The 18,208-nt window shown below is 57.2% G+C and carries 18 protein-coding genes; 8 read left to right on the top strand and 10 right to left on the bottom strand.

Annotation, left to right across the window (positions count from 1 at the left end; genetic code table 11):
- Positions 1-35: 35 nt before the first annotated feature.
- From ACTRW9_RS01445 to ACTRW9_RS01420, 6 genes are all read left to right on the top strand, one after another.
- Positions 36-1,511 (top strand): hypothetical protein, encoded by a 1,476-nt coding sequence (locus ACTRW9_RS01445; protein WP_442428028.1) that lies wholly within the window; start codon positions 36-38, stop codon positions 1,509-1,511.
- A gap of 57 nt (positions 1,512-1,568) precedes the next feature.
- Positions 1,569-2,939 carry a DNA repair protein RadA gene (gene radA / locus ACTRW9_RS01440; protein ID WP_442428027.1) on the top strand — a complete coding sequence of 457 codons (1,371 nt, stop codon included), beginning with the start codon at positions 1,569-1,571 and terminating at the stop codon, positions 2,937-2,939.
- Positions 2,940-2,979: 40 nt separating this feature from the next.
- Positions 2,980-3,669 (top strand): 2-C-methyl-D-erythritol 4-phosphate cytidylyltransferase, encoded by a 690-nt coding sequence (ispD, locus tag ACTRW9_RS01435; RefSeq protein ID WP_442428026.1) that lies wholly within the window; start codon positions 2,980-2,982, stop codon positions 3,667-3,669.
- 20 nt (positions 3,670-3,689) lie between these two features.
- A complete protein-coding gene (locus tag ACTRW9_RS01430) occupies positions 3,690-3,935 on the top strand; it encodes a DUF1232 domain-containing protein (RefSeq protein WP_442426615.1) in 246 nt (81 codons plus the stop codon).
- Between the two features lie 115 nt (positions 3,936-4,050).
- The gene (locus ACTRW9_RS01425) at positions 4,051-4,488 is read left to right on the top strand and encodes a peroxiredoxin (protein WP_442428025.1); all 438 of its coding nucleotides are present in this window, start codon (positions 4,051-4,053) and stop codon (positions 4,486-4,488) included.
- 106 nt (positions 4,489-4,594) lie between these two features.
- Positions 4,595-5,695, top strand: coding sequence for a deoxyhypusine synthase family protein (locus tag ACTRW9_RS01420; protein ID WP_442426613.1), 1,101 nt, complete (start codon positions 4,595-4,597; stop codon positions 5,693-5,695).
- A 6-nt stretch (positions 5,696-5,701) separates the two neighbouring features.
- Here the strand turns inward: ACTRW9_RS01420 and ACTRW9_RS01415 are convergent, their stop codons facing one another.
- The 4 genes from ACTRW9_RS01415 to ACTRW9_RS01400 all read right to left on the bottom strand — a co-directional run bounded on the left by ACTRW9_RS01415 (position 5,702) and on the right by ACTRW9_RS01400 (position 9,010).
- Positions 5,702-6,028, bottom strand: coding sequence for a putative quinol monooxygenase (locus tag ACTRW9_RS01415; protein WP_442428024.1), 327 nt, complete (start codon positions 6,026-6,028; stop codon positions 5,702-5,704).
- A gap of 31 nt (positions 6,029-6,059) precedes the next feature.
- On the bottom strand, positions 6,060-7,196 hold the full coding sequence (locus ACTRW9_RS01410) for a cation diffusion facilitator family transporter (RefSeq protein WP_442428023.1): 1,137 nt from the start codon (positions 7,194-7,196) through the stop codon (positions 6,060-6,062).
- Positions 7,193-8,308: an A/G-specific adenine glycosylase gene (gene mutY, locus ACTRW9_RS01405; protein WP_442428022.1), complete on the bottom strand. Its 1,116-nt coding sequence runs from the start codon at positions 8,306-8,308 to the stop codon at positions 7,193-7,195. Before mutY ends, ACTRW9_RS01410 begins: the two co-directional genes overlap by 4 nt.
- 63 nt (positions 8,309-8,371) lie before the next feature.
- Positions 8,372-9,010 (bottom strand): radical SAM protein, encoded by a 639-nt coding sequence (locus tag ACTRW9_RS01400; RefSeq protein WP_442428021.1) that lies wholly within the window; start codon positions 9,008-9,010, stop codon positions 8,372-8,374.
- 157 nt (positions 9,011-9,167) lie between these two features.
- Here ACTRW9_RS01400 and ACTRW9_RS01395 point away from each other — a divergent pair, with 157 nt between their 5' ends.
- Positions 9,168-10,142 carry a 2-hydroxyacid dehydrogenase gene (locus tag ACTRW9_RS01395; protein WP_442428020.1) on the top strand — a complete coding sequence of 325 codons (975 nt, stop codon included), beginning with the start codon at positions 9,168-9,170 and terminating at the stop codon, positions 10,140-10,142.
- A gap of 3 nt (positions 10,143-10,145) precedes the next feature.
- On the opposite strand, the gene ACTRW9_RS01390 is transcribed toward ACTRW9_RS01395, so the two are convergent.
- The 6 genes from ACTRW9_RS01390 to ACTRW9_RS01365 all read right to left on the bottom strand — a co-directional run bounded on the left by ACTRW9_RS01390 (position 10,146) and on the right by ACTRW9_RS01365 (position 14,730).
- Positions 10,146-11,144, bottom strand: coding sequence for a GHMP family kinase ATP-binding protein (locus ACTRW9_RS01390; protein ID WP_442428019.1), 999 nt, complete (start codon positions 11,142-11,144; stop codon positions 10,146-10,148).
- A gap of 31 nt (positions 11,145-11,175) precedes the next feature.
- Positions 11,176-11,811, bottom strand: a complete 636-nt coding sequence (locus tag ACTRW9_RS01385; RefSeq protein ID WP_442428018.1) for an MlaC/ttg2D family ABC transporter substrate-binding protein — start codon at positions 11,809-11,811, stop codon at positions 11,176-11,178.
- A 26-nt stretch (positions 11,812-11,837) separates the two neighbouring features.
- On the bottom strand, positions 11,838-12,278 hold the full coding sequence (gene mlaD / locus ACTRW9_RS01380) for an outer membrane lipid asymmetry maintenance protein MlaD (RefSeq protein ID WP_442426605.1): 441 nt from the start codon (positions 12,276-12,278) through the stop codon (positions 11,838-11,840).
- Positions 12,279-12,348: 70 nt separating this feature from the next.
- The gene (locus tag ACTRW9_RS01375; protein ID WP_442428017.1) at positions 12,349-13,095 is read right to left on the bottom strand and encodes an ABC transporter ATP-binding protein; all 747 of its coding nucleotides are present in this window, start codon (positions 13,093-13,095) and stop codon (positions 12,349-12,351) included.
- Positions 13,096-13,099: 4 nt separating this feature from the next.
- Positions 13,100-13,879, bottom strand: coding sequence for an MlaE family ABC transporter permease (locus ACTRW9_RS01370; RefSeq protein WP_442428016.1), 780 nt, complete (start codon positions 13,877-13,879; stop codon positions 13,100-13,102).
- 164 nt (positions 13,880-14,043) lie between these two features.
- Positions 14,044-14,730, bottom strand: a complete 687-nt coding sequence (locus tag ACTRW9_RS01365; protein WP_442428015.1) for a hypothetical protein — start codon at positions 14,728-14,730, stop codon at positions 14,044-14,046.
- Between the two features lie 290 nt (positions 14,731-15,020).
- Between ACTRW9_RS01365 and ACTRW9_RS01360 the strand changes: the two genes are divergently transcribed.
- Positions 15,021-18,119 carry an FG-GAP-like repeat-containing protein gene (locus ACTRW9_RS01360; protein WP_442428014.1) on the top strand — a complete coding sequence of 1,033 codons (3,099 nt, stop codon included), beginning with the start codon at positions 15,021-15,023 and terminating at the stop codon, positions 18,117-18,119.
- Positions 18,120-18,208: the final 89 nt, after the last annotated feature.

Below are 18,208 nucleotides of genomic sequence, written 5' to 3'. Positions count from 1 at the left end.
CCACTTTCAACCCAATCTTTTCGCGGGAAGAAACCATGAAAACCAAGCCTCTGATTTTTTTCTTAACCGCTATTTTTGTTTTGTTTCTGTTTGGCAGCAACGGATTTGCGCAATTGTTCGGTGGAGGCGATGCCTCGGATGAACAAATCCACGCGGAACTCAAAAAACTGAATACCCGGCTGGTGGAAAACCTGTTCCCGGAACTGGCGGCAGTTAAAAAGGCCCAGAGTCAGTTGGTGGACCAAATGAACAGGCTCAATGATATCACGCTCAAACGGCACAACCGGATTGCCCGTCAGGTCGAACTGCTGAACAGCAGCCTGGCTTCTTTGCAGGGGTCCATCGAGCAGAACCAGGTGATCAATCAAAAAGCCAATGTGAAACTGGATGACGACATCACCCGCGTTAAAACCCAGATGAACAGTCTGGAAGCAAAACTGACCGGTGACCTGAAAAGCCAGTTCGCGGGGCAGATCGAAGCCCTGAACCGGCAGGCGGAACAGCAAAAAGCCGATCAGCAGGCCTTCATGAAAAATCTTGAGGCGAACTTTCATGGATTGCAGAAAGGGCTGGCCCAGGACATGGACCGGATCGGACAGGCACAGGAACAGCGTATCGGCCGCGCCGTTTCGGCGGTGACGGAGATGGCCAGCCTGCAAAAACAGAACAACCAGGTCATGACCAGCGGGTTCCAGACGCTCAACAAACATGATGAAAACATTCTCGCCGGTGTGATGCGCCTGGAAACCGTGCAGACAGGTAACCAGGAAAAAAACCAAAAGCTGATCGACATCCTCTCCGACAGCCTCAAGCAACAGCAGTTGGAACTGGTCAAGCTGGATGAGGTCTCCGCGCGCCAGCAGGGAAACAAGCAGGACATTGAGTTGACCCGCGAGACCATGAAAAAGTTGAAGGAAATCGTGGACAAGCGTCTCACCGAAACCGCGCAGGCGCAGGAGGCTTTGCGCGTCATGAACCAGCAGTTGCTCAAGCAGCAGGAAGTGATTCAGAGCAACCTGCTGGTCTCGGATGAGAAGATGAACAAACTCGCGGCGGGACTGCAATCGCTCGATTCGCAAAACGCCGCCGCAAAACAACAGATCGATACGGCGAACCAGAAGCTGGACCAGGTCCGGACTCTGGGCCAGCAGACGAATGACAAGTTTTCCAAGCTGGTGGACACCACCAAGGGTGTGCTTACCAGCACCGCCCAGATCAACGATAAGATGGATGCGGTGTCGCAAAAGATCGATGCCGGGCGCACTGAAGACAACTTGAGCAATGAGAAAATTTCAAGGCTGGTTGAGATATTGAAAACCATCGCGCAGGAGCAGGACAAGCTGGCGCAGGTCCTCGGCAACCAGAACAAGATCAACCAGAATATCCAGACCGTTACCGGTTCGCTCACAGAGACGCATAAGGAGTTCCGCGACCGTCTGGAAGACTTGCGGCGCAAGGGCAACGTGGCCATTGCGCGCGGTGACGACATTTTGAAAATCCTGAATAAATGATCGAGTGAAAATGAGGGATCAAACAAAACCTGCCGCTGAACCGGGAACGAATTCATCATGGCGAAGACCCTGACGGCATTTGTATGCCAGTCCTGCGGACACCGCGTTCCCAAGTGGATGGGAAAGTGTCCCGCGTGCGAAGACTGGAACACGCTGGTGGAAGAGGTGTCCCCACCCGCGGCCGATTCCAGACGCACTCCCCGCGCCAAAAAAGAAACACCGTCCCTGCAACCCATCACGCAGGTGCTGGAAGCTCCTTCCTCACGTCTTCCCACGGGCATTGAAGAGTTCGACCGTACCCTGGGGGGCGGGCTGGTCCCGGGGTCGCTTGTGTTGATCGGTGGCGACCCGGGTATCGGCAAGTCCACCCTGGTTTTGCAAAGCATGTGGCGGGTGGCCCGCTCTGGGAAAAAAGTGTTGTACGTTTCCGGCGAGGAGTCGCCGGAACAGATCAAGCTTCGCGCCCAGCGCCTGGGTTGTCTGGATGACGACCTCATCATCGGTGCTGAGATCTGTATCGAGGAGGTTTTGCGCCTGATTGATCAGGCGAAACCGGATGTCCTGGTGCTCGATTCCATCCAGACGTTTTACACGGTAGACCTGCAATCCGCCCCGGGGAGCATCGGCCAGGTGCGCGAGGTGGCGTTCAAGGTGTTTCAGGAATGCAAGACGCGTTCGCTCCCGGTGGTCATCATCGGTCACATCACCAAGGAAGGTGCCATCGCCGGTCCCAAGTCGCTCGAACACATCGTCGATGCGGTGCTGTACTTCGAAGGCGAGCGTGGCCATTCGTATCGCATCCTGCGCGCTATAAAAAACCGGTTCGGCGCGACGCCGGAGATGGGCGTGTTCGAAATGTCGCAGGAAGGACTGACGCCGGTCGGCAACCCGTCGGAAATTTTTCTGGCCGAGCGGCCGCAGGACACCACCGGTTCGGTCATTGTCGCCACCATGGAAGGCACGCGGCCCCTGCTGGTCGAAGTGCAGGCCCTGGTCAGCGGGTCATCCTCCATCGGCATGCCGCGCCGCATGGCGACCGGGGTCGATCCCAACCGCATGACGCTTTTGGTCGCGATCATGGAAAAGCGGCTGGGGCTGAACCTCGCGGGCGAAGATATTTTCGTCAACCTTGCAGGCGGCATCAAGGTATCGGAGCCGGCGGTGGACCTGGGCATTGCCGTCGCCATCGCCAGCAGTTTTCAGAACCGGCCTGTCGATCCGGGTGTGGTGGTGGTGGGCGAAGTCGGTCTCACCGGCGAAGTGCGCTCGGTGGTTCAACTGGAGCCGCGCCTGCTGGAGGCCGCCAGTCTCGGGTTCTCCCGTTGCGTGGTGCCGCACAGTTCGCGCAAATCGCCGGGCGGCACGTCTCCCTCCCTCGAGGTGGTGTGGGTGAAAACCCTTGCCGAAGCACTGGAAACGATTTTATAGTGAACGCCGTCCCATTCATTTACTTGCAACAGGAACCATCATGAAAGTGGCTGCCGTCATTCCCGCCGCCGGGCAGGGTGTGCGTATGGGGACGAACGTTCCCAAACAGTTTTTGACACTTTGCGGAAAACCCATTTTGCAGCACACACTCGAAGCGTTTGAACGGTGCGGGGTGGTGAATGAAGTCGTGCTGGCGGTTCCGGCGAGCGATCTTGACATGGTGCGCGAACTGGCGAAGTCGGTTTCCACCAAGGTAAAGAATGTGGTGGTTGGAGGCAAACAACGGCAGGATTCGGTCTGTAACGGTTTTCATGCGCTGGACGCGGATACGGATATCGTGGTCGTGCATGACGGTGTGCGGCCTTTCATTCAACCGGAACACATCGAAGCTTCCATCGCCGCGGCACGGGAAGACGGTGCCGCGATCGTTGCGATTCCTGTCAGCGACACGATTAAGAAAGTGGACAAGGAACAGTTCGTCGAGGGCACCGTGGACCGCAATGGATTGTGGCGAATGCAGACACCGCAGGCGTTTCGCTACGCGCTGCTAAAAGAAGCGTACGAAAACGCCGCTGCGGATGGTTATTACGGCACCGACGAAGGATCGCTCATCGAGCGGCTGGGCCGCCCTCTGAAAATCATTGCCGGGTCGGAGTACAACATCAAGATCACCCGGTCGGAGGACCTGGCGTTGGGAGAAAAAATCGCTGAGCTTCTCTTGAAAGGGTGACGAGGATGGAGGAGCGGAATTTGACCAAACGCATTCTCGTCGCCGCAGCGGGACTGCTTGGGCTGCTTTACCTCATCAACCCCACCGCCGGAATTTTTGAATTGATCCCGGACAACCTGCCTCTTGTGGGGAATTTGGACGAGGCCGCCGCCTGCGCTCTCGTCCTGGCCGCGCTTCGTTATTATGGCATTGATTTGACGGCGTTTCTGGGTCGTGGACTGAAACCCGGATCCGGGAATGAAAAGGACGGTCCCCGCGGTCCGTGAAGTTTTTAAACCTCAAGGCACCGGATCTGCATCCTATCCTGAAATGATCAAATGGTCGCTTGTCAAATTCATCGTCCAGACACTGTGGGACCGTATTCTCGGAAGGAGGAGACAGATGTTGCAAGTTGGAACCGAAGCGCCGGATTTTCTGGTCAACGATCATAACGGAAACCGGGTGACACTGAAAGACCTGCGGGGGCAGAAAGTGATCCTGTGGTTTTTTCCGAAAGCGGACACGCCGGGCTGCACCATGGAGGGGCAGGGGTTCCGGGATGCGTTCGACCAGTTCAAGCAAAAGAACACGGTGATCCTGGGCGTCAGCCTGGACAACGAAGCCGACAACAAGGCTTTCGCTGAAAAATTCAATTTCCCGTATCCCCTCTTGTGTGACGTTGGCCGCGAAATTTCCCTCGCCTACCAGGCCATCAAAAGCAAGGACGATCAGTATGCTTCGCGCATCACCTACGTCATCGATGAAAACGGAAAAATTGTGGAAGCGATCGACCAGGTGGATACGAAAAACCACGCCAACGACCTGTGCTCCCGCATTTGACGCGGTGTTCCGGTGGTATGGGGTATTGCCATTTCTTCTCCGGGCTTGATTTTGAAGGAATGGAAGGCTATGATTTCCATTTCATCAGCAAGCAACCGGAGTAGAAATGGCCTACAAAGATTTTCTGAAAAGTCTTCATCCCCTCGATTCCGAAGAAAAAAAGCTCAAAAAAAACCTCCTGAAAACCAAAATTTCGCCCATCGATTACACGCAGATCAAGAGCGTGGCCGACCTGGTGGACGCGTTCAAAGGCTCGTCGATCCAGGCCCGGAACGTGGGTATGTGCGCCAGCGTTTTTGAACGCATGCTGACCGACAAGGAGCGCCCGACCATCATGCTCGGGCTGGCGGGTCCGCTGATTGCGGCGGGATTGAGGAAGGTCATTCGCGATCTCATTCATTACAATATGGTCGATGTGGTGGTGTCCACCGGCGCAGTTTTGTACCAGGATTTTTACGCGGCCCAGGGCTCCGGCCATTACCGCGGAAGCCCGCATGCGGACGACCGGGTTCTGCGAGACCTGTTGATCAATCGTATCTATGACACGTATGTCGATGAGGAAAAGTTTGCGCAATACGATTCCTTGATTGGTGCCTTTGCCGACACGTTGAAACCGCGCTCCTACTCCAGCCGCGAGTTCCTGCATTACCTTTCGAAATCCATCGACGATCCGGAGTCCATTCTCGTTACCGCCCGCAAAAAAGGCGTGCCCATCTTCTGTCCCGCCATCAACGATTCCAGCATAGGGATCGGGTTGACGGAGCACTATTACGTGGCAAAACAGGAAGGCAGGAAGCCGATCACCATCGACTCCATCCGCGACAACTACGAGATCACACAGATCGTGTGCAAATCGAAACGCACCTCGGCGTTCTACGTGGCAGGGGGCGTGCCGAAAAACTACATCAACGATTCTATCGTGATGAGCTACATTTTCGGCAAAAACACCGGCGGGCACAAATACGCGATTCAGATGACTACGGATTCGCCCCACTGGGGAGGGTTGAGCGGCAGTACCCTGGCGGAGGCACAATCCTGGGGCAAGATCAACAAGGAAGCCAACCACTGCATGGCCTTTGTTGAACCGAGCGTGTCCCTGCCCCTCATCTTCGGCTCGGCTTTCCAGAAAAAAGCCTACAAAAACCGGCCGAAGCTTTCCATCAAGTGGTCCCGCGAAAACCTGAAAGAGTTCAAGGTGAAAAAGTAAACCGGATTACGGCTCTCCGGTTCTCTCATAGGACGCCTTGTATCCCAGTATATAAAATTGGCTGAACTCGAGCGGTTCCAGTGCGGCGGGGTAAACCACGTCCACGAACCGCTTGGTGGCCGGGGATCGTTGATGCCGTTCCACCGCTTTTTCATCCTCGAAGATCATCACGTGAAGAAACCGCGTCGGGTGCCCCATCTCCTGGTTTGCCATGTAGAACAGGGTGGTGGGTTCGTTGATACGGATGTACTTCACAAACTCCTTCACCGTATGTTTGATGTCCTCGACCATTTCCGGTTCCACCTGGTAACGTGCCGTCATGCAGATTGGCATGAAGCTCCTTTCCTGTCGTTTAGGTCATGATTCATTCGGTTTCGAGGTACACGCGCACCTCGTTCACGTGGTCCAATGCTGAGAGCCGCTCCTTCAGTCCCTTCACGGTTTGAATTTCCTGCTCCCGGTTCAGCGCCGCTTCCAGCCTGACATACACTTCCAGAATGATCCGGCCATAGTGAAAATGCGTGCGGATGCGCGTTCTCTCGGCGACCCCGGGGGTTCCGGCGATCACGGGATCGGCGAGACGGATCAAATCGCCTCGGTTCACCCGGTAGATCGGCTCGAAGTTGGTGTCGTCTTCGGTATCGACGTGGACCATCACATCCTGGATGTCGGGTTCCTCGCGGATCAACCGCCGCCGCACCGCTTCGGCGACCTGGTGACCCTCCGTGACCGACGCTTCCCGGTCCACCTGGATGTGGACGTCCAACAGGAAATCGCCCCCGACCTTGCGCGAACGCAGGTCGTGCGAACGAATGACACCGGGGACGCTGTTGATGAACTGTGTGATCTCCAGCGCCTTGGACTCGCTCATCCCTGCATCCATTAAATCCTGAATGCCGTCCCGCACAATGACGTATCCCACATGCAGAATGCCGATGGCGACGACGGCCGCGGCAATCGGGTCCAGAATCGGGTAACCCATCATGGCGCCGGAAATACCCACCAGTGTGGCGAGGGACAAACCCGCGTCGGCGCGATGATCCCATGCCTTGGCGACGACAGACGGACTGCTCTCCTTTTCCCCCATGAGATGGGTGTACTGGTACAGCCCTTCCTTGATAATGATGGTCAATCCGGCGACGATGGCCGCAACCAGTGTCGGCACCTGTTGCGTTTCGGCCTGGATGGATTTCCACGATTCGTAAATCAAGCCGCCCCCGACGGTAATGATCACAATGCCAATGATGGTGGAGCCTATGTTCTCCACCTTGCCGTGCCCGTAGGGGTGGTTGTCGTCTGCGGGGATCTGGCTGATGCGGTACGTGAACAGCACCACCGTATCGGTCAGCAGGTCGGACAAGGAATGCACACCGTCAGCGACGAGCGCGGTACTGCGTCCCACGATGCCGGCGATGATTTTCATCACAGACAATACGAAGTTGCCGAGTGCGCCGACCAGGATGGCTTTCGTCGCCGGGGTGAGTTTGATAATGGGTTTCACGTTTTGAGTGACCTTTTGGGTTTGGCGTTTGTCCCGCCGTTCTGCATGAGGTGATTCACGATTTTCACGTTGGCGGCGGGAAATGTGTACCTGTCCAGCTTGTTCAGCGGTACCCAGCGCCATTGTTCGCAATGCGTGGGACGCAGCCGGCCGGATTCCACCGTGCAGTCGAAAACGTGCAGGGTCACGCGGAACCGCGTGTAGGCGTGACGGATGGTCATCACCTTTTCGCGGATGGCCACATTCACGCCGAGTTCCTCGCGGATTTCCCGCACCAGGCAGGTTTCGGAATCTTCATGCGGTTCCCGCTTGCCGCCCGGGAATTCCCACAACCCCCCCATGAGGCCCTCACGCGGACGTTGCTGGATGAACACCTTGCCTTCTCTTTGGATGATGGCGGCACTCACTTCGATTTTTTTTGTTGCGGCGCGCTGTTTGGGTGGCGGAAATTTTTCCGGTTCGCCCTGCCGGTGGGCCTCGCAATGTCGAACGACAGGACACAGCAGGCACATGGGGTTCTGCGGCAGGCAGAGCGTGGCACCCAGCTCCATCAGCGACTGGTTGAAGTCGCCGGGGCGTTTTTGCGGGAGCAGGGATTCGGCATGTTCCCACAGGATGTTTTCGGATTGTTTCGTTGCGCCGTTTTCCATGAGACCAAACAGGCGCGAGAGCACGCGCTTGACGTTTCCGTCGAGTACGGGGAGAGGCTGATCGTAGGCGATGCTCAACACCGCGCCTGCGGTGTAACGGCCGATGCCGGGAAGGGACAGGATGCCCTCCAGCGTATCGGGTACGTTGCCGTTGTGTTCCCGTACGATCTGCCTGGCAGCCTTGTGCAGGTTGCGCGCGCGGGAGTAGTAACCGAGTCCTTCCCAGTGTTTCAGCACCGTGCTCTCGCGGGCGCGCGCCAGCTTCTCAACTGTGGGAAACGTTTTCACCCAGCGTTCGTAATAAGGGATCACCGTTTTCACCTGCGTCTGCTGGAGCATGATCTCCGAGACCCAGATGCGGTACGGGTCCCTGGTTTCGCGCCACGGCATGGCGCGCTGGTCGGTATCGAACCACGTGAGCAAAGCGCGCTGGATGGTTTTTGCGGAAGAGGACGTTTTCATGAAATCCGGAAACCTCCGGTAACGTTCCAACCGGAGGACGGTGACTGGAAAGGGTGAAGGGAGTCAGACGCCGATGGCGTCCTTGCCCCAGATCCATTTGTGCAGTTGTGTCTGGACGCGTATGGGCAGGCCGTCTTCCAGCACCCATTCGGTCAGGTCCTTTAAAGGCAGTTTGTCGTAAACGGGTGAAAACAACACCGGCACTTTTTGATCGATGGCGTACTTTTTCAGCGTGGCGCGGCTCCATTCGTAATCGGTGCGGTCGGCGATGACGAACTTCACCTCGTCGTGCGGTTGCAGACGGTCGAGGTTGTCGTAGCGGTTCTGCATCACCTCGCCGCTTCCCGGACATTTTAGATCGACGATCTTGATCACCGCCGCGGGCACGCGTTCGAGAGAAAGCGATCCGCCGGTCTCCAGCATCACCGTGTAGTTGCGGTCGAGGAGCGTCTGCATCAGGCCGAAAACCTCATCCTGCAGGAGCGGCTCGCCTCCGGTGATTTCCACCAGCGAAATCTTATGCGGGGTGAGCGCGTGGATGATTTCGTCCACGCTCATGGACTTGCCGCCGTAAAAGGCGTATTCCGTGTCGCACCAGCGGCAACGCAGGTTGCATCCCGTCAACCGGACGAACAGGCAGGGAAGCCCCGCGCGGGTCGATTCCCCCTGTACGCTTTTGAATATTTCGGTCACTTTCAACATAGGACGATTTTACCCCAACCCCCGGCCCGGTTCACGCTGAAAAACCGGGGAGAGAAGGGGCTCGTGCGGCGATGCCGCTTTGGGGTGGCGGGAGGTGAAAAATTTCCCTATCATTGAAAAACTTTTCTGCATTGCGAACTTTGAACTGAAGGAACTCATGAAACCCGTTGTCACCGTCACCAACATCTTTTCCGAAACCGCACTCGAACGGCTGCGCCAGCGTTGCCAGGTGGTTTATAACGATTCAGGGGCATCCCTGCATGTCTCCGATTTGAAACAGCGTGCCGCCGAGAGCGATGCCATGGTCACCTACTTGTCCGACCGGATCGACAGCGAAGTGTTGGGGGCCGGAAATAAATTGAAACTGGTCGCCAACTACGGTGCGGGTTTCAACAACATCGACGTCGCCCGGGCGCGGCAGAACAAAATCTGGGTGACGAACACCCCGGGGGTCCTGCACGAGACGACGGCGGACCTCACCTGGGCGCTGATGCTGGGGATCGCCCGCGCCATCGTGCCCGCCGACCGGTACACACGCGAGGGCCAATTTACGGGATGGCAGGCCAAGCTGTTTCTCGGTCATGATGTGTACGGCAAAACACTGGGGGTGATCGGCTGTGGGGAAATAGGACGCGCCGTGGCACGCCGTGCGTTGGGATTCGACATGAAGGTGCTTTACTGCCAGAGAAACCGCCTGCCGGAAGAAGAGGAGCAACGCCTGAATGCGACCTGGGTGCCCCTCGAGCGGCTGCTCAGGGAATCGGATTTCGTGACGCTCCATGTGCCGTTGACGGAAGAGACGCGGTACATGATCCGCGCCGAGCAGATCGCCATGATGAAGCCGACGGCATACCTCATCAACACCGCGCGCGGCAAGGTGATGGATGACCGGGCCCTGGTCGAGGCGCTGAAGAAGGGAACCATTGCGGGGGCGGCGCTCGACGTGTTCGAGAACGAACCGGAGCTCACCGAAGGCATGACGGAGCTGGACAACATCCTCATCCCGCCGCACATCGGCAGTGCCAGCCACGCCACGCGCGAAGTGATGGCGAACTTGGTGGTGGACAACGTGTTTGATGCGCTGGACGGCACCACCCCGCGCACCCTGGTGCCCGGCTGGAACGGCGATTGAGCTTCAGCCGGATTTCACCACCAGCCCGCGTTTGACGAAACGGAAATCCAGAACCCGCGCGTTCTGTTTTTGCAACACCTCCTGAACGGCGTGTTTCTTCTCCGGCGGAACGAAGAACGCCACGCACCCGCCGCCGCCCGCTCCGCACACCTTGGCGGCCAGCGCGCCTGCCTTGCCCGCCGCGCGGATCATCGTTTCCATTTCCCTGGTGCAGATGCCCGGCGCCAGGGCTTTGCGGGCTTTCCATTCCTCCGCAAACAATTTGGCGAAGCGGTTCCAGTTTTTGTTTTTGAGGACCGACTCCATCTCACGCGCGATGTCGGCTATGCGTTGCAGGTTGTTCTTGACCGATGCCTTGCCGTTGATCGATTCCTTGTACACCGTCCAGTTGTTGATTCCGGAGTTTCGGGGTTTGCCGGTGAAGCACAACACGAAACGCCGTGTGGCATCCTCCAATTCAAAGGGAATGGGGTTCGACGCCAGCCGATCGTAATACGGTTGCACTGCCTGCAGGCCGCCGTACATGGCGGCGAAGTAGTCCTGTGTTCCTGCGGGTACGTTGATGACCTGAGTTTCTATGTTCTTGGCGATCTCGATCATCTGATCGCGCCGGTAACCCCGGCCGGTGAAGCGGTTGAGTGCGCCGTTGAGCGCGATGTTGAGCGCCGACGAGCCGCCGATGCCGGAGCCTGCAGGGGCGGCGCAGTGCGTGACGATCTCCAGACCCTTCTTCGGTGCATACAATTTGACCAGGCGCAGAATCAGTTCCAGTGGGTGCTTTTTGTCGGGCAGGTGTTTGAGACTGGAGAAGGTGGCGCGGTGGTTTAGGTCGCGCGACTCGATGATAAGTTTGCGGTCACGGCGGGAACGGATCTCCACCCGCGCGTAAAGGTTGATGGCAGCATTCAGGGTCGGCGGGTTGCCGAAGAACAGGTGCAGGGGCCACAGGTCCAGCGTGCCGCCTGAAAGGTCGATGCGTGTCGGAGCGGAACTTGCAATCATGAGTCAGCCGGGGAGGGGAGGGCAGGGTGAATCAGAGTTCGTCCTTGTCGTCGTCGGTTCCCGCTTCCAGGTCCTTCACTTTTTTGCCCAGCTTGTTCATGAGCACGGGAAACGAGTCTTTCTTGATGATCTTGTTGAACTGCGACCGGTAGTTGCGGATGAGGCTCACGCCCTCGACGATGAAATCGTACACCTGCCAGTCACTTCCGTTCTGGATCAACTTGTAATCAACGCCGATGACATCGTTTTTGCGTTTGATCTCGGTTTTGACCATCGCGTACTTGCCCTTGATGACCTCATCGACGTACAGGATTTCTTCATTCTGGTAGGATTCGATTTTTTTGGCGTAGGAGTTTTCCAGAAGCTGGCCGAACAGGTCGATGAAATCCTTGCGCTCCTGCGGGCTCAGGTCGCGCCAGTTTCTGGCCAGCGAGCGTTTGCCCATTTCGATGTAATCGAACTTGGGATTGATGATGCCGCGCAGTTTGGCACGCCGCGCCTGCGGGTCGTTTTTGTACTTGTCGTCGGTGACAACGTTGATGACCCGATCGATGGTGGATTTAAGCCCGTCGGTCACCGCCGAAGCCCAGGCGCTGGAGACAAAGGTGAGGGTCAGTACCAAGGTCAGGGCCCCAAGAGACCGTTTGCAAACCAATGAATTTTTCATAAACGGATTCCGTGGAAATGGAATGATCAAACGTCGCCGAAAACCGCCTTGCTGATCAGGCTTTCGAGATCGAGTGCGGGTTCGGTTTCAAACAATACGCCTCCCGGCGGTACGGTTTCTTCCGAGCCGCCCATGGACAGGCTCAAAATCTTGTCACCGATCAGGCCGCGGGTTTTCACCGAAACGATGGTGTCTTCCGGCAAGGTGATGTCATTGCGGATTTTGAGTTCCACCCGTGCCATGCCCTTGTGCAGGCCGATGTTGCCGATGTTGCCGATGACCACGCCGGCGATTTCGATTTCCCCGTTCTGGCGCAGCCCGGACACGGTTTCGAAGTCGGCGTACACCGAGTAGTGGTCGGTGCCGAGAATTTCCTTCTTGCCGAGCTTGAACGACAGCCATCCGAGGCTGAGGATGCCCGCGACCACGAACAGGCCCACGACGATTTCAATGCGGCGGCTATTCATTTAAAGAAGTCTCCCGATTACCTTCCATTCGATTGTAAGGATACCCGATTTGAGCCGGGGTTGTCAGTTGTTAATTGATCTGGATGGGGCCGTCGAGGTCCCCGTTCAGAAACTGCCGCACGGCGGCGTTCTCAGATTGTTTCATCTCGTCCGGTGTGCCCGTTTCGTGAATGACGCCGTCGAACAGCATGGCCACCCGGTCCACGAAGTCGAACACCTCCGGGATGTCGTGGCTCACCATGATCGCGGTGAATCCGAACTGCCGCTGGGTGTCGAAGATCAATTGGTGGATGGCTTTTTTCATGATGGGGTCGAGGCCGGTGGTGGGTTCGTCGAACAGGATGATTTCCGGTTGCGTGACCAGCGCGCGGGCGAGCCCCACCCGTTTTTTCATGCCGCCGCTCAGTTCCGCGGGGAACTTGTGGTTCATGCCGACGATGCCGACGTTGGCCAGGCCTTTGTCGACACGTTCCCGGATTTCCGCTTCCTTCATCTTCGTTTTTTCGCGCAGAGGAAAGGCGACGTTGTCGTACACGCTCATCGAGTCCAGCAGGGCCGCGTTCTGAAACAGCATCCCGAACTTCTTGCGCAGTTCATTGAGGCGGTGGCCGTCGGCTTTCGTGATGTCGTCGCCGTTCACCGTCACCGTGCCGGCATCCGGTTTGAGCAGGCCGATGATGTGTTTGAGCAGAACGCTCTTGCCCGTACCGCTTCGGCCGATGACGGCAGTGATCTGTCCTTCCGGGATTTCGAGGTTCACCCCTCTCAGTACCTCCTGTGTGCCGAATTGTTTTTGCAGGTTGTGAATTCGAATCATGGGCTCAAATCATGAAGGAAGTGATGACGTAATCCCAGACGAGGATATTGACGGAAGACAGCACCACCGCGTGCGTGGTGGCCTGGCTCACGCCCTCCGCACCGTGGCCGCTGTAGCGTTCCACGAAATACCCTTCGAAACAGCAGATCCACACCATGAGGAGGGCGAAACAGATGGATTTGACGATGCCGCTGTACACGTCCTTCCATTCCACGCTGAGTTCCATGCCGCTGATGAACGACCCGGCGCTGACGTCGAACATGTGCACCCCCACCATATAACCGCCGAAGATGCCGACCACGTCGAAGATGGCGGTGAGCAGGGGAATGGCGATGAGCGCCGCGACGACCTTTGGCATGACCACGTACTTGAGCGGGCTGAGCGCCATGGTGTCCAGTGCGTCCAGCTGTTCGGAGATGCGCATGATGCCGATTTCCGCGGCGATGGCACTGCCGGCCCTGCCCGTGACCATGAGCGCGGCAAGCACGGGGCCGAGCTCGCGGATGATGGTCAAGGCTACAGCGGAGCCGAGCAGGCCTTCCGACCCAAATTTGCGCAGCGAGTAATAGCCCTGCATGCCGAGTACCATGCCGGTGAAGACGGCGGTGAGCAGGATGACGAACAGGGATTTGACGCCGATGAAATTGGTCTGTTTGACGATCTCGCGCAGTTTGAACGGCGGACGGAATGCCCAGCCCACCACCTGCATTAGAAAAATCAACCGCACTCCCAGTTTCTGGATGAAGTCGAGGGTGAAGCGTCCTGTCGTTTGCAGAAGGGTCATGTTTGGGGTGTGCCGTCTCCGGGAGCCGCGTTCCGGTTCCCGTCACTTGGAGGGATGCCTTGATTGCGGGTTGGGTGGTGATGCCGTCCGGCGAAGCGGCAGGTGGAACCCGGCGAATCCGCCGGGTCCGTACGTTTGCGGTAAGCCGTATCCGGTATCCCCGTTTATCCGGGTCCGGGATTGTTCTTTTTCTTAACTTCCAGTGTCAGCAGATGTTCCAGCTGCTTCATCTCTGCTTCCGGAATCTTCGCATGAAAACTCAGGTAATTGTCGGCGTCCTGCTTCATCTGGCGTAGGATTTCCACGTACTTGCCGAAGTTGATGGAAAGCTTTTCCATGACATCGGACAGGCCGGTGCGGCCCCCCTGCAGCGACTTCAGGCTGGTGGCGGCGGAAAAATAATAGGAACCGCCCTTGTCCAGGTAAGCGTCGCTGTCCCGGTACAGGTCGGACCGGAATAGACCCAGGTTCAGCAGAAGAAAGTCCGCGTTCACGCGAAACAGGGTGAAACGGTTCGATTTGCTGTTCAGCGACACGGCAATGCGTCCCGCGTCGGAATTGATATCGATGAGGTACTCGTTCAAGCAGGCGAGCGACCGGGGATTGGCCAGTTCGGAAAGCGTCAGCGTGATGTACTGGTTGACGTCTTCCTCGTACCTCAGGTCGTTGTCCTTGACCTCTTTCCAGTTGGTCTCCAGCCACTCTTCACTGCGTCCATCGGTGAAAATGGGATCGAACCCCTCGTTGGACTCGTACCCGGTTTTGATCCGGGCGCTCAGAAATTGGTGGGAGAAAAACGACTCGGTGGTGTCTTCCTCCCTCAGATCGACGTGTGTGAACTTGATCGGCATAGCATCACCCCCACAATCGACAGGTCGCTCGGTTTTCACTTCAACAGGATCTTGTGAATCCATCCAACCCTTTTATTTTAATGCGCCGCTGGTTGGAAGCCAACGGTTATTCAAAAGAATTTGAAAAATTTGATCCTGTGGGAAAACGGGTCCAGTATTTTTCCTTCCATGAGTAGGAATTTCAGATCTTTTTGGATACAATGCAACGTCATTCCTTTCTCAAAAACCGCAATCCCGCGAAGGCGGGTTTGCCGGGGGTATATGAGCATTCATCTCAACCCGAAATTCCGATGATCCGCAATCGTCGCGTCGTTTTTGTAGCCGTATTCTGCCTGTGCGTGGCGGTGGGCTTCTGGCTGATGTCGCGGTACCCGGCTCTCAGCAGCAAAGCCGCCATGTCCGGAACCGAGGCCTTCGAGGACAAGTTGTCGCACGAGGCGCACTTTCATGTTCCGCCGGGAGCGGACCTGACGACGCGCATTCTTTACACCACGCTCAACTGGTACGAGACGAACTGGAAGGGCATGAGTTTCGGCCTGGTGCTGGCGGGCGGGTTTCTGGCGCTGTTGTCCTACCTGCCGAAGAAACCCTCGCCCAACCGCTTCCGCAACAGCCTGCTGGGCATGCTGGTGGGAACGCCGCTTGGCGTGTGCGTGAACTGCGTCGCGCCGATCGCCAAGGGCATCTACGATGCAGGGAGCCGCATGGAAACGGCGCTGGCAGTGATGTTCAGCTCGCCCACATTGAACATCGTCGTGCTCACCATGTTGTTCTCCATTTTTCCGTTTTACATGGCGGTGTTGAAAATCGGCGCAACGTTTCTGCTGGTGTTGCTCATCGTGCCTTTCATCTCCAAGGACGCACCCATAAGAAAACAGGTGAACGATAAGAAGCCGAACCCGGTGTTCGACACCTGCGATGTGGAAGTGGTGCAGAAGGAAAGCTGGGGACAGGCGTTTGTCGGCGCGGTGAAGGATTTTTTCCGCTCCTTTAAATACATCTTTGTGCGGACGTTTCCGCTGATGCTCCTCGCCGGGCTGATGGGTGCGGTGTTGAGCCACCTCATCACTCTCGACCGCTTCATCGGCCTGCAGCCGGATATCCGCAACCTGAGCGTGCTCGCGGTGCTGGGAACGTTTCTGCCTTTGCCGATCGCGTTTGACATCATGTTGACGCAGGCGATGATGATGTCGAAACTGGCGGACGGATTCGTGATGACCCTGCTGTTCACGCTGGGGACATTCAGCGTGTATTCGGCCATGGTGGTGTCGCGCACGTTCTCGACGTGGGTGGCGGTGAAGCTGTTCGTCATTGTCGCCGCCGTAGGCATGGGCGTCGGCCTGGCGGCAGACAAATTTTCCTCCTACCGCCATATCCAGTGGCTGGAGCAGTATGACGCGTTCGTTGCCAGCACCCCGAATGAGCCTGTGGTGAAGATTTCGGCCTCGCTCCAGACCGGTGGTCCCCGACCTGAACGGATGGAGTTTGTTCCCACCAATCCGCGTTCTTCCGAATTGCTTTTTGAGCAGGACGGACTTCGGGTGGAGTTCACTCCGCACGCCCGGCGCAATGGCCACGATACCGGAAAGATGTTCCGCTCGGTTCCGGGACCGGAGATGGGTATTACGTATTCCAATGAACTGACGCCGCGCAATTTCATCGATCCCTTTTATTTCGGCCGGGGCGTGGCTTCCGGCGACCTCAACCGCGACGGCTGGGTGGACGTGGTGGCGGCCACCAACAACGGCTTTGAGGTTTATCAGAATTTGGATGGACGGCGGTTTGAAAAACTGGATGTGCCGCTGGGGGTGATTGCGGGGAAAGAAGCGATCAGTGTGGCGGCGGTGGACATGGACAACGATGGCTGGCTGGACGTGTTCGTCACCACCTTTGACGAGGGCAATTACCTGTGGCTGAATCCTGGAAAGCGCGGCAACGTGCCGCAGGTGGTGCGTGTTCCCAACGGGGATACGGTGCTGACCAGCGCCCTGGCATTCGCCGATGTCAACGGGGACGGCTTTCTCGACATTGCCAATGGCAATTACCACCTGGGCATCCTCACCCGCACGCCCGTGAACAACGCGGGCAATCAACTGGTGCTGAACGACAATCTGAAGTTTGAAGTGAAACCTCTTCCCGGCATCCCGGGTCAGACCCACACCGTGCTGTTCACCGATCTGAACGGAGATGCGGTGCAGGACCTAACGGTGGGCAACGACTACCGTGTGGCGGATACGTATTACTTCGGGGAAGGCGGCGGGGCGTTTCGCAAGATCAGACGGCAGGACGGCGTCATCCCCATCACCACCGAAAACACGATGAGCATGGATACCGGGGACATCGACAACGACCTGTTGCCGGACCTGTACCTTGCGAACATCGGCATGAGCCGGGGCATCGATGTGGTGTCGAACATTTTCGGAACGTTCATGCAGGAACGCGGCAGGACCTTCTGCGATGGAGGCACGCAGGTGCTGGGCCGCCGGGAGTGCGACACCCTGATGCAACTCGTCACCCTGCTCAATCCGGAAAAGCAGGACATCCACCAACGGTGCAGTTTGCTTGGCAACCGGCGCGACATCGGCGACTGCATGGTGACGCGCATGGCCCTCCTTGCCACTCGCAACGACGATCCCGCGCTCTGCGACAAGATCGATCCCGGCTACGTGCTGGGGTACAAGATGTGCGATTTGTATTTTGAGGCAGACTGGAAACAGTACAACCGCGACGAAGAGATTCGTTTCCGCAGTATGTCCAACGTCATGCTGAAAGGGAAAGAGGACCAGACCCTGGAAGATGTTTCTGAGGCGATGGGCGTGACCACGGCGGAATGGAGCTGGAACGCGCGCTGGGTGGACCTAGACAACGACGAGTGGCAGGATCTTTACGTGGTGAACGGCGTGTTGATCACGCAGGAATACACGTCCAATAATTTCTTCCACAACCAGCAGGGCAAAACCTTTCTCCCGGCGGAGGAGGAGTTCGGACTGCAGGACTTCGACCACAGCTCCACCTACACCTACCTCGATTTCGACCGCGACGGCGACCTGGATCTGGTGGTCAATACACTGTACGGACCTTTCAAAATTCACATCAACGGCGAGGACGAAAAGAACAGCATCAGCTTCCACCTCGAGGATGGTCAGGGCAACCGCAACTGCATCGGTTGCCGCATCACCCTCCATTACGGGCCGGAAGGCGGCCGCCACCAGATGCGGGAAATCCGTGCCGGGGGCGGGTTTCACTCGTTTGACGCGGCGTTCGCACATTTCGGACTGGGCGCGCACGATTCGGTCAGCCGGGTGGAAATCCGCTGGAACGACGGCACCACGTCCACGATATCCAGACCCCTTGCGGCCGGGCGGGACTACCTCATTTCCAGAAATTGAGCCTGACCGGGCGCTTCCCTTCAAATTATCCCCACAAACCCGGTCTTCACGGGATACAATGGGAAGATTGTGAAAAATTCGGAAATCCA

This window comes from Nitrospina sp. 32_T5 (genome assembly GCF_052156635.1).
Lineage (GTDB): Bacteria > Nitrospinota > Nitrospinia > Nitrospinales > Nitrospinaceae > Nitrospina.
The sequence above is the reverse complement of the archived record's forward strand: the minus strand, read 5'-3'. Positions and strand labels throughout refer to the sequence as shown.

Excerpts from the sequence above, each read along its gene's own strand:
- ACTRW9_RS01445 (WP_442428028.1), top strand. The coding sequence starts at position 36 with ATGAAAACCAAGCCTCTGATTTTTTTCTTAACCGCTATTTTTGTTTTG.
- radA (WP_442428027.1), top strand. The coding sequence starts at position 1,569 with ATGGCGAAGACCCTGACGGCATTTGTATGCCAGTCCTGCGGACACCGC.
- ispD (WP_442428026.1), top strand. The coding sequence starts at position 2,980 with ATGAAAGTGGCTGCCGTCATTCCCGCCGCCGGGCAGGGTGTGCGTATG.
- ACTRW9_RS01425 (WP_442428025.1), top strand. The coding sequence starts at position 4,051 with ATGTTGCAAGTTGGAACCGAAGCGCCGGATTTTCTGGTCAACGATCAT.
- ACTRW9_RS01420 (WP_442426613.1), top strand. The coding sequence starts at position 4,595 with ATGGCCTACAAAGATTTTCTGAAAAGTCTTCATCCCCTCGATTCCGAA.
- ACTRW9_RS01415 (WP_442428024.1), bottom strand. The coding sequence starts at position 6,028 with ATGCCAATCTGCATGACGGCACGTTACCAGGTGGAACCGGAAATGGTC.
- mutY (WP_442428022.1), bottom strand. The coding sequence starts at position 8,308 with ATGAAAACGTCCTCTTCCGCAAAAACCATCCAGCGCGCTTTGCTCACG.
- ACTRW9_RS01400 (WP_442428021.1), bottom strand. The coding sequence starts at position 9,010 with ATGTTGAAAGTGACCGAAATATTCAAAAGCGTACAGGGGGAATCGACC.
- ACTRW9_RS01395 (WP_442428020.1), top strand. The coding sequence starts at position 9,168 with ATGAAACCCGTTGTCACCGTCACCAACATCTTTTCCGAAACCGCACTC.
- ACTRW9_RS01390 (WP_442428019.1), bottom strand. The coding sequence starts at position 11,144 with ATGATTGCAAGTTCCGCTCCGACACGCATCGACCTTTCAGGCGGCACG.
- ACTRW9_RS01385 (WP_442428018.1), bottom strand. The coding sequence starts at position 11,811 with ATGAAAAATTCATTGGTTTGCAAACGGTCTCTTGGGGCCCTGACCTTG.
- mlaD (WP_442426605.1), bottom strand. The coding sequence starts at position 12,278 with ATGAATAGCCGCCGCATTGAAATCGTCGTGGGCCTGTTCGTGGTCGCG.
- ACTRW9_RS01375 (WP_442428017.1), bottom strand. The coding sequence starts at position 13,095 with ATGATTCGAATTCACAACCTGCAAAAACAATTCGGCACACAGGAGGTA.
- ACTRW9_RS01370 (WP_442428016.1), bottom strand. The coding sequence starts at position 13,879 with ATGACCCTTCTGCAAACGACAGGACGCTTCACCCTCGACTTCATCCAG.
- ACTRW9_RS01365 (WP_442428015.1), bottom strand. The coding sequence starts at position 14,730 with ATGCCGATCAAGTTCACACACGTCGATCTGAGGGAGGAAGACACCACC.
- ACTRW9_RS01360 (WP_442428014.1), top strand. The coding sequence starts at position 15,021 with ATGATCCGCAATCGTCGCGTCGTTTTTGTAGCCGTATTCTGCCTGTGC.